The 8,858-nt window shown below is 30.4% G+C and carries 8 protein-coding genes and 2 pseudogenes; 4 read left to right on the plus strand and 6 right to left on the minus strand.

Annotated elements, in window-relative coordinates; translation table 11 throughout:
* Positions 1-6 precede the first annotated feature (6 nt).
* Positions 7-180 (minus strand): hypothetical protein, encoded by a 174-nt coding sequence (locus tag HMPREF3031_RS13385; RefSeq protein ID WP_180363467.1) that lies wholly within the window; start codon positions 178-180, stop codon positions 7-9.
* Positions 181-287: 107 nt separating this feature from the next.
* Positions 288-621, minus strand: a pseudogene (locus HMPREF3031_RS13630) (DUF536 domain-containing protein); the annotation flags it as partial.
* Positions 622-1,033: 412 nt separating this feature from the next.
* Between HMPREF3031_RS13630 and HMPREF3031_RS00020 the strand changes: the two are divergent.
* The 3 genes from HMPREF3031_RS00020 to HMPREF3031_RS00030 all read left to right on the plus strand — a co-directional run bounded on the left by HMPREF3031_RS00020 (position 1,034) and on the right by HMPREF3031_RS00030 (position 2,936).
* Positions 1,034-1,960 (plus strand): replication initiator protein A, encoded by a 927-nt coding sequence (locus HMPREF3031_RS00020; RefSeq protein ID WP_070724535.1) that lies wholly within the window; start codon positions 1,034-1,036, stop codon positions 1,958-1,960.
* Positions 1,961-2,216: 256 nt separating this feature from the next.
* Complete coding sequence (locus HMPREF3031_RS00025; RefSeq protein ID WP_070724536.1) at positions 2,217-2,621, plus strand: TetR/AcrR family transcriptional regulator; 405 nt, start codon at positions 2,217-2,219, stop codon at positions 2,619-2,621.
* A 9-nt stretch (positions 2,622-2,630) separates the two neighbouring features.
* A complete protein-coding gene (locus HMPREF3031_RS00030; RefSeq protein ID WP_070724537.1) occupies positions 2,631-2,936 on the plus strand; it encodes a hypothetical protein in 306 nt (101 codons plus the stop codon).
* A 101-nt stretch (positions 2,937-3,037) separates the two neighbouring features.
* On the opposite strand, the pseudogene HMPREF3031_RS13855 reads toward HMPREF3031_RS00030, so the two are convergent.
* The 4 genes and pseudogenes from HMPREF3031_RS13855 to HMPREF3031_RS00040 all read right to left on the minus strand — a co-directional run.
* Positions 3,038-3,121: pseudogene (locus tag HMPREF3031_RS13855) on the minus strand (IS3 family transposase); the annotation flags it as partial.
* Entirely contained in the window at positions 3,114-3,425 is a 312-nt protein-coding gene (locus HMPREF3031_RS13860) for a DDE-type integrase/transposase/recombinase (protein ID WP_373879527.1), read from the minus strand. The gene HMPREF3031_RS13860 and the pseudogene HMPREF3031_RS13855, both read right to left, overlap by 8 nt.
* A 31-nt stretch (positions 3,426-3,456) precedes the next feature.
* Positions 3,457-4,857, minus strand: coding sequence for an SLC45 family MFS transporter (locus HMPREF3031_RS00035; RefSeq protein WP_070724539.1), 1,401 nt, complete (start codon positions 4,855-4,857; stop codon positions 3,457-3,459).
* 153 nt (positions 4,858-5,010) lie between these two features.
* On the minus strand, positions 5,011-6,006 hold the full coding sequence (locus tag HMPREF3031_RS00040) for a LacI family DNA-binding transcriptional regulator (RefSeq protein ID WP_070724540.1): 996 nt from the start codon (positions 6,004-6,006) through the stop codon (positions 5,011-5,013).
* Positions 6,007-6,319: 313 nt separating this feature from the next.
* On the opposite strand from HMPREF3031_RS00040, the gene HMPREF3031_RS00045 reads away from it, so the two are divergent.
* Positions 6,320-7,978 carry a glycoside hydrolase family 13 protein gene (locus HMPREF3031_RS00045; RefSeq protein WP_070684156.1) on the plus strand — a complete coding sequence of 553 codons (1,659 nt, stop codon included), beginning with the start codon at positions 6,320-6,322 and terminating at the stop codon, positions 7,976-7,978.
* Positions 7,979-8,858: the final 880 nt, after the last annotated feature.

Raw genomic sequence — 8,858 nt, forward strand, 5'->3', positions numbered from 1 at the left:
TTCAAGTTATAACGGTAGTTTGTCTACGGTCTGATCTATTCTACCTTTTCTTACACTCCCTAACTTTTCGTCACAGTTTGGACAGCCGATATCATGTGCAATATCAGAGATTGGATACCTAACTTCTTTTATATATAAATCTTTGTTACATTTTGGACATTTCAGTGGACCTGCTTTCATAATACTCCTCCTTTTATTAGTTTACATAATAGGTCATTTTATCAGAAGTGCCAATAATAAAAATAATAGTCTTACAATCTTATAAACTTGTAGGGATATTTACTGTGTTAATTACCAAACAATCGGCTCCAGAAACCTTTTTTAAGTGGTTTTTCTTCCCTTTCTTCGAATTGTTTATCGTCTATTGTGGGTGGTTCTTCGTTAATAATTTCATTCTCTTTCTCTTCAGGTATATCTTTACGCTGCGCCTCTGTAGATTGTTCCCATTCTTGTTGTTGATCAGTATCTTTAGACCCTCATTAGCAGACATATCAAAAGAATAATTAAGTGGTTTTTCTTCTTCTAACTCAGACTCCAACCTTTATATTTTTTTGTTACTTTCTAATCCTAATATTTGTTGATTCCCCAACAATTTTTTAATGTATTAACATTTTCTTTTTCAAATGCTATATTTAAACTTTTAGTATTATTAACAATAATTTGTTTAGTTACACCTAATTTATCATCAACCATTAATAATTCTTATAACACCCACCCTTAGATACCTAATTAGCCACTTATAAAATGTTTTTGTCACATAATTAGGTACTAAAATAAAGAGTTTTAACTACATTTAAAACTCTTTATATACCTTCTTAAAAGTGTTAATATTACTTTATAAATACTAAAAGAGTCAATGCTATTGGCGTAGCATCGACTCTCGGTAATAAAACGATTCGCACTCGTTTGTTTATATATTTTTTGATACTTGTATTATATCTATCTAATCATCTAAGTGCAAGCACAAAACATATAACTTACGTAAAAATTGTTTTATTACCTCAATTCTAAAAATAGAAATGAGGTTTTTATTATGCCGAAATTTGAAAAATACAATTTATCACAAGTAAAAACTGAAAGGTTTTATCAACTTCCTAAATATTTATTTGAAGATTCATACTTTAAAAAAATGTCGGCGGAAGCCAAAATTATGTATGCTTTATTAAAAGATCGCTTTGAATTATCCATCCAAAATGAATGGGTAGATAAAAATAATAACATTTACTTTATTTTCAGTAATAAACTTTTGTGCGAATACTTAGGTTATGCAGAACAAAAAATTATAAAATTAAAAAAAGAGTTAATAAGTTTTAATTTACTAACTCAAGAACGTGTTGGTCTTAATAAACCAAATAGATTATACCTATTAAAACCTAATTATGACATTAAAGCCAGTCATAGCAAGGAACTTCCAAATTCACAGTTCCAGAACAATGAATTTGGAAGTTCTAGAACTGTGAATTTAGATGGTCAAGAACTTCCAAATTCACAGTCTAATGATACTAATTATAATGATACTGATTATATTAAGACTGAGAGTAATGATATGCATGATTTGAATGATAAGAAATTAGCATATCCTAGTAACCATTCAAATCACGACAATCCAAACTTTAGTAATGAAGCTTTAAAATTCCAATTATTAGAAGAATTACCGAAGAGTATTCAAAACTATTTAAGTAATTTTTCTGTAGCTGAAATTAAAATTATCAAGTCTGTATTGTTAAAAGCCAAAACATCTTTCAACAATTCTATTGATACATATTACTTATTAGAAGATATGGAATTTGAGATTGTTAATGTCCTTAAGCGTTTTAAAGCTACATTAATTCAAAAAAATGAGACTGTTCATGATATGCAAGGTTATTTAATGAAATCCTTCAAATCAGAATTCGCAGAAATGCATACTCTGAATAAGCGACGCGATAACTTACCAATTACTTCTTTATTTAATCAATAATTTAACTTAATACTTAATGGATTAAAAATACTCCTAATTAGAATGAAGTAAACAAAGTTGAAAATAATAATATGAAAACAAGGTATCAAAGGATCAATATGACAAAGATTACTTTAAAAAGTATTGAATATATTTACAATCTATATAAAAAAACTTTATACCTCTTCAGATTTTCGTCTTGCCATAAAAATTGAGATTAAACCTTTATTTTTCAACTTTGCAACAGAATCCTTTTAACAACATGGAGGTTACAATGATGGATGATTTAAGAATTTTAAGGTCCAAATTAACAATTAAACGCGCTATGCTAGATTTTTTAACTAAAAAGCCATTTAAACATATTACTATCAAAGATATATCAGATAAAGCTATGGTAGGTCGTTCTACATTCTATCATCACTATTTAGATAAATATGATTTAGTTGATAATTTAATCACAGACAGCTTAGATGATTATGAGAAGACATTGCATAAGAGATTAACTGAGCCTCATGTTGATATTGAACATTTTTTGAGTACATTAGAGCTTGATAGTAAAACATTACTGCTACTACGTCAAATTGAAAGTACAGAATTAGAAAAGGATACTCCCTTTAAAGAACGTCATGTCATCATCGAAGTAGAAGGTATTAACCCAGCAATGGTCAGCAATATCGATTAAGAAAGTGGTATGTCTTTAGAAGGTTCATATAGTCTTCATTCTGAACATTATGTCTTCTCACAAACAGATAACATGCAACTTGTAATGGAAACCTTTGGTAATTACAAACATCCAAGTTTGTTTAAAATTGAAATGTTAGACCCTAACACACATAAACTTCCTAGCGATATTAATCCAAATGCTGCTAAAGGTATTTTTGTTCCACAAGGTGCCCCAGACGAATCAGTCATTAGACATATGGAACACTTTGCGATTGAATTCTCATCTTTATTTAAAAATGTGATTGATATGATGAGACAACAATCTGAGAAATAAATAAAAGACCTAAGATTTTGCAGTGAACCAAAATTTAAACTTTTTGATTAAATTATTTCTTTTAAGGTAAGATTTCTGTATTCAACAGGAGTCTTGCCTTTTTAATTCATTTTTCTTCTTAAATTATTATAGTATTCGATATATTTGTATATTTTTAATTCCAATCCTTCACAAGAACTAATTTCTTCTCCATAGGATAATTATCATAACAATCACCTTTCCTTGACATACTTTGAAAAATATATGGTTTTTAAGTATTTCCACCCAAGGCCTGTGCTGATAGTGCCAACCTTGATCAGAGTGAACTGTAGTTCGATAATTTAATTTCGGGATATTTCTAATAGCTTTGTCTAAAGATGGTAGCACCAAATCTAAAGTTGGATTATTGCTAATAGAATAAGCGATAATTTCTTTTAAAAGCACATCTAAAATAGGTGATAAATAGTGTTTTGTATTAGTACTCATTATATTTAAGTGAGTAATATCTATTAGTTAATAAAAAAGTCGACAATCTGTATTTCTATGATTTCACTATTGTTTTTTCATACTTGGAGTCAATAAAACTTACACATCCTGCAGCCACCAATAACATTACTCCAGCAAATAACAGCATGTTTGGCATTGATTTACCAAACAACGGGAATAACGCAAAACTAGCTAAAGAAGCGATAATCTGAGGGAGACAAATTGAACAGTTAAATAATCCTAAATAAGCACCAGCATTTTTACCATCTGTATTTTCAGTTAATAATGTAAATGTTTGTGTATTCATAGTAAGGTTATTAATTCCAATTAAGCAGAACGATAAAATTAATAACCATTGTGAATGAATAAAGAAAATTGATATAAATCCAATAGCACCCATGAGCAAACCAAATCTTAATACTAATTTTCTTTGATGAGGTTTTGCATATGCAGCTACTATGCCAAATAAAATAGATGCTACAAATTGTACGCCGATTAATACACCATACCAGTTACCTGCTTCTTGGTATCCTGCTGATGAAGGATCTGTAGTACCCCAAACATTGTTAGCAATAGCACCCGGTGTATATGTCCATAAATACATAATGGCAAACCAAGTAAAGAATTGAACTAAAGACACTTGCCAAAATTGTTTAGGTGCTTTTAAAAGCAATTGCCATAAATTCAATGAATTTTTACGATTTCTTTTTTCCTCTATTCCATGATAATGTGCATGTAATTTAGGGTTATATTCATTTACAGAACGTACTGTCCAAATAGTTGAAATCAATAGAACAACTGCTGCGATATAATATGCCATTTTTACTGTCATAGGTACTTCACCTTTAGGCGCTACGTTCGATACACCCCAAAGTGTTAATAAGAATGGGAGTAAAGTTGCTATAATCCCTCCCATATTCGAAAAAATTTGTTGCCAAGACCAAGCCATATCTCTTTGTTTTTCAGGAACCATATCACCAATAACCATTTTGTATGGTTGCATACAAGCATTTGCAGTTAAGTCCATAAAAAGTGTCATGATTGCTCCAAATAAAAGAGCAGCCAATGATGCATAGCCAAAACCAAGTGATCCTGAATTCGGTAATAATACAAGTGTGATAGCTCCTATAGGACCGGCTATTAATAAATATGGCATTCGTCTACCAAATCTTGTCCATGTACGATCCGAATAATAACCAATCAATGGTTGAATAATCAAACCAGCTAACGGAGGTAAAATAAAGAACCACCCAAGATTATTAGGGTTCGCTCCTAAGGTTTGGAAAATTCTAGCCATCATAGCTGACTGTAAAGAAAATGCCATATTTACTCCAAAGAAACCAAAAGTCATTGCAAAAATAATGCTCTTTTTCAATATTGGCAAACTCAATTTTTCTGACAATGGCTTTTCTTCCTCACTATTGTATTGATAACCTAAACCATCTGTATCTTTCATTTTAAAGCCTCCCTAAAAAATAACAGTCTTTAAAGTATACGATTACTTTAAAGACTGTTATTTCACATAATATTTTCTACACACATCGGTCTTCGTTGATTATGTAATCGATTACTTACAGATATTATCATATGAAAGCGCTTTTGTAAACGATTACATTTTTGGGGATATAGTTGATTTTCTTTCTATTAACTTACCATTTAAAATTATATTTTTTCTTTCCATTGCTTTTTTATCTATAATGTCTATTAACAACTCCATTGCTTTTTCTCCGATTTCATAATTAGGTTGCGAGTATGTTGTAAGTCCAGGTTCAATAATTTCAGCTAATTTAATGTTATCAAACCCTACAACAGAAATATCTGTCGGTATATTTACCCTATGTTCTCTCAACACCTTAATTATTCCAATAGCCATTTCATCATTAGCTGCAAAAATAGCTGTTGGTCTATCTTTCATACTTAAAATATGTTTTGCAATTTTATATCCTGATTCTAACGAAAAATCCCCTTCAATAATTGATTCCTTAGTGACTGGATAATTATACTGTCTCATCTTATTTTCAAATCCTAATAAACGCTTTTTCCCCAAAATACTATCTAATGATCCTGTAACATGTATTATTTTTTTATGTCCTAAATTAATAAGAAAATCTGTAACTGTTTCTGCCGCTTCAATGTTATTAATTGATATTGTAGGAATATCTAGAATTGTACTTGTTTCACATGCTAACACTATTGGGTGTTTATCATAAATATCTTTAATTATTCTTAAACTTAACTTTGACGTTAATAGGATCATACCGTCTACTTGCCTTTCATAAAGGTATTTAAAATAATTATCTACTTTCTTCTTTTGAGTATCAGCCAAAAGAATTTGATATCCCTTCTCTTCAGCTATATTTTCAATTCCTCTCAGCATATTTGTAAAAAAAGGATTAGTAATATCAGGTACTACAACTAAAATAGTCTTAGTTTCCATTTTTCTTAACTGTCTTCCAATACTATTAGGATAATACTTTAATTTTTCTACAGCATCTAAAACTTTTTTCCTGTTCTTTATAGATACATTCCCGGTATTTGTTAATACTCTTGAAACTGTTGCTGTTGACACTTCTGCAAGTTTAGCCACATCTTTTATACTTGTCACTCTTGAATCCCCCTTGTTCAATATATACAACTTTGATTTGAAAAAAGTTGTTATACTAACATTCACTCTTAGCTACTACTAAATAAATGAGATATTTTTCTAAATATAATTTGAGCTAAATTATCCAAACTTATTATATAACATAACCTACTTTAATGTAATCGTTTACAAAAATCAAAAAACTTGATACATTAAAATGTAATCGATTACATTTTAATGTGTTATTTCTATCTTTAAATGGCTAAAAATAAACATAAAGCATACTGATATTTTAGTCATTGTAAATAACATAAAACGATAAGGAGCGAAAATTATGACAGAAATTAAAGATAGACAATGGTGGAAAGAAGCTGTCGCATACCAAGTTTATCCTCGTAGCTTTAATGATTCTAACAATGATGGAATCGGTGATTTACGTGGATTAATTCAAAAATTAGATTATTTAAAGGATTTAGGAATTGACGTTATTTGGTTAAGTCCAATGTATGCTTCTCCTAACGATGACAACGGTTATGATATCAGCGATTATCACGCCATTATGAAAGAATTTGGAACTATGGAAGATTTTGATGAACTCTTAGATAAGGTCCATCAGAAAGGAATGAAACTAATTTTAGACCTTGTAGTCAATCATACTTCAGACGAACATCCTTGGTTTATTGAGTCTCGTTCAAGTAAAAACAGTCCTAAACGTGATTGGTACTACTGGGCTGATCCGAAGGATGATGGTTCTGAACCTAATAACTGGGAAAGTATTTTTAATGGTTCAACTTGGGAATATGACGAAAATACAGGACAATATTATTTTCACTTATTCAGTGTTAAGCAACCCGATTTAAATTGGGAAAATCCTGAAGTACGAAATGCAGTTATAGACATGATGAATTGGTGGTTCGATAAAGGTATTGATGGTTTTCGTGTAGATGCAATTACACATCTTAAAAAATCTTGGGAAATGGGAGATTTACCCGTTCCTCCAGGTAAAAAATATGCACCGGCTTTTGATGCTGATATGAACCGCCCTGGCCTTCAAGGTTGGTTACAACAAATCAAAGATGAGTCATTAAGTAAGTATGATATTATGACTGTAGGTGAAGCAAATGGAGTAAATCCCGATAATGCTGACGAATGGGTTGGAAGAAAAAATGGTAAATTTAATATGATTTTTCAATTTGAACATTTAGGCTTATGGAATACAGGACAATCTCATTTCGATGTTAAAGCTTATAAAAAAGTATTGAATCGTTGGCAAAAAAAACTTGAAAATACTGGATGGAATGCACTATTCATCGAAAACCATGATCAGCCACGTCGTGTATCTACATGGGGAAGTGATGATAAATATTGGTATGAATCAGCTACAAGTCATGCGGTTGTTTACTTCCTACAACAAGGCACACCATTTATTTATCAAGGACAAGAAATTGGAATGACGAACTTTCCGTTTACAAGTATAGAGCAATTTAACGATGTATCTGTTAAAAATGAATACCATATGGTTAAAGAGGAAGGCGGAAACACTGATGCATTATTAGAGAAACACCGCATGGAAAACAGAGATAATTCTCGAACTCCAATGCAATGGAATGATGAAGCTTACGCTGGCTTCTCTAATGTTGAACCTTGGTTCCCAGTCAACCCTAACTACGTGTCAATTAATGTCGAACAACAAGAAGCGGATGATCATTCTATATTGCAATTTTACAAAGATTTAATTCAACTTAAAAAGTCAGATGACACCTTTACGTATGGAGAATTCAACTTAATTGATTCAGAAAATTCCAGTATTTTTGCATATACTCGCACATTAAATAATAAAACTGCAGTCATTGTCAGTAATCTAACAAATCAAACTGTAAGTCTAAAAACTGACCTTGAATTAAACAAGGGCGATTTAAAATTGCATAACTATGATACTGAAATTAATACAGATAATATAAAACCCTTTGAAGCATTTGTTACTATGATTTAGTATTTAGTTAACAACTTCATTCAGTTGACAATTACCCAAAAAACAAATCCTCTCATAACAAGATAAATCTTAATTTGAGTGGGTTTGGTTTTTAAATATATTAAATTATTCCTAACTACTCAAACTTACTGGAAGATAAATATGTATTATCTTTCATGGTTAAACTTTTTCTTGATTTAATAAATGTAGTTCTAATAGTCTTTTTATACTTTCCATCAAATTAGAGCATATCTTGAACCCAACGTTAGATAGTTAAATGACAAATTAGTATTTTCTTAATATAAGATGGCTACTTTTCATTGTATAAACACTAGATATATTGTATATTTTGATTAGGGATTGTTTTAATATATATTAAAAGCACAGTAATTAATGTCCCAAGTGCATTTTTGCAATCCTAGTTGTATATATTTTTCATTTAGAAAAGCATTTCTAAACATCTAGCTCCTAAACCGCCTTAATGGCGGTTTTTTGTAGTGAATTTTACATTCAAACTATAGTTATAAATAAAAAGCCACTACACCATCGTTGTAGTGTAGTGACTCACTTAAATCGTCAAAAAAAGAAGTTGTATGACCAATGTACCTTGCAGGTACGTACTTATGATAACATGTAATTCCTAAATTATGTTAGTAAGAAGTGATAATAATTGGGCAAAGACCTCTGATTATAAATATATTTCAGAAATAATAAACTAAAAGTCATTGATTTAATCCAAATATATGCTAATATATTTCATATGCCGCTTTCCAGTAGTGGCATATAAACTCGTGTTGTGTGCGTTTTCAGTTCTACCACACTCCACAGGTGTGTGTAAGTTCACAGTTAACATTAGATTTACTTCAAGGGGGTCGGGACATAAATGTTCTGACTTCTAATA

Source organism: Staphylococcus sp. HMSC072B07, from assembly GCF_001815505.1.
GTDB lineage: Bacteria > Bacillota > Bacilli > Staphylococcales > Staphylococcaceae > Staphylococcus > Staphylococcus simulans.

Coding starts and splice junctions, on each gene's coding strand:
- HMPREF3031_RS00045 (WP_070684156.1), top strand. CDS start 6,320: ATGACAGAAATTAAAGATAGACAATGGTGGAAAGAAGCTGTCGCATAC.
- HMPREF3031_RS00035 (WP_070724539.1), bottom strand. CDS start 4,857: ATGAAAGATACAGATGGTTTAGGTTATCAATACAATAGTGAGGAAGAA.
- HMPREF3031_RS00030 (WP_070724537.1), top strand. CDS start 2,631: ATGTCTTTAGAAGGTTCATATAGTCTTCATTCTGAACATTATGTCTTC.
- HMPREF3031_RS00025 (WP_070724536.1), top strand. CDS start 2,217: ATGGATGATTTAAGAATTTTAAGGTCCAAATTAACAATTAAACGCGCT.
- HMPREF3031_RS00020 (WP_070724535.1), top strand. CDS start 1,034: ATGCCGAAATTTGAAAAATACAATTTATCACAAGTAAAAACTGAAAGG.
- HMPREF3031_RS13385 (WP_180363467.1), bottom strand. CDS start 180: ATGAAAGCAGGTCCACTGAAATGTCCAAAATGTAACAAAGATTTATAT.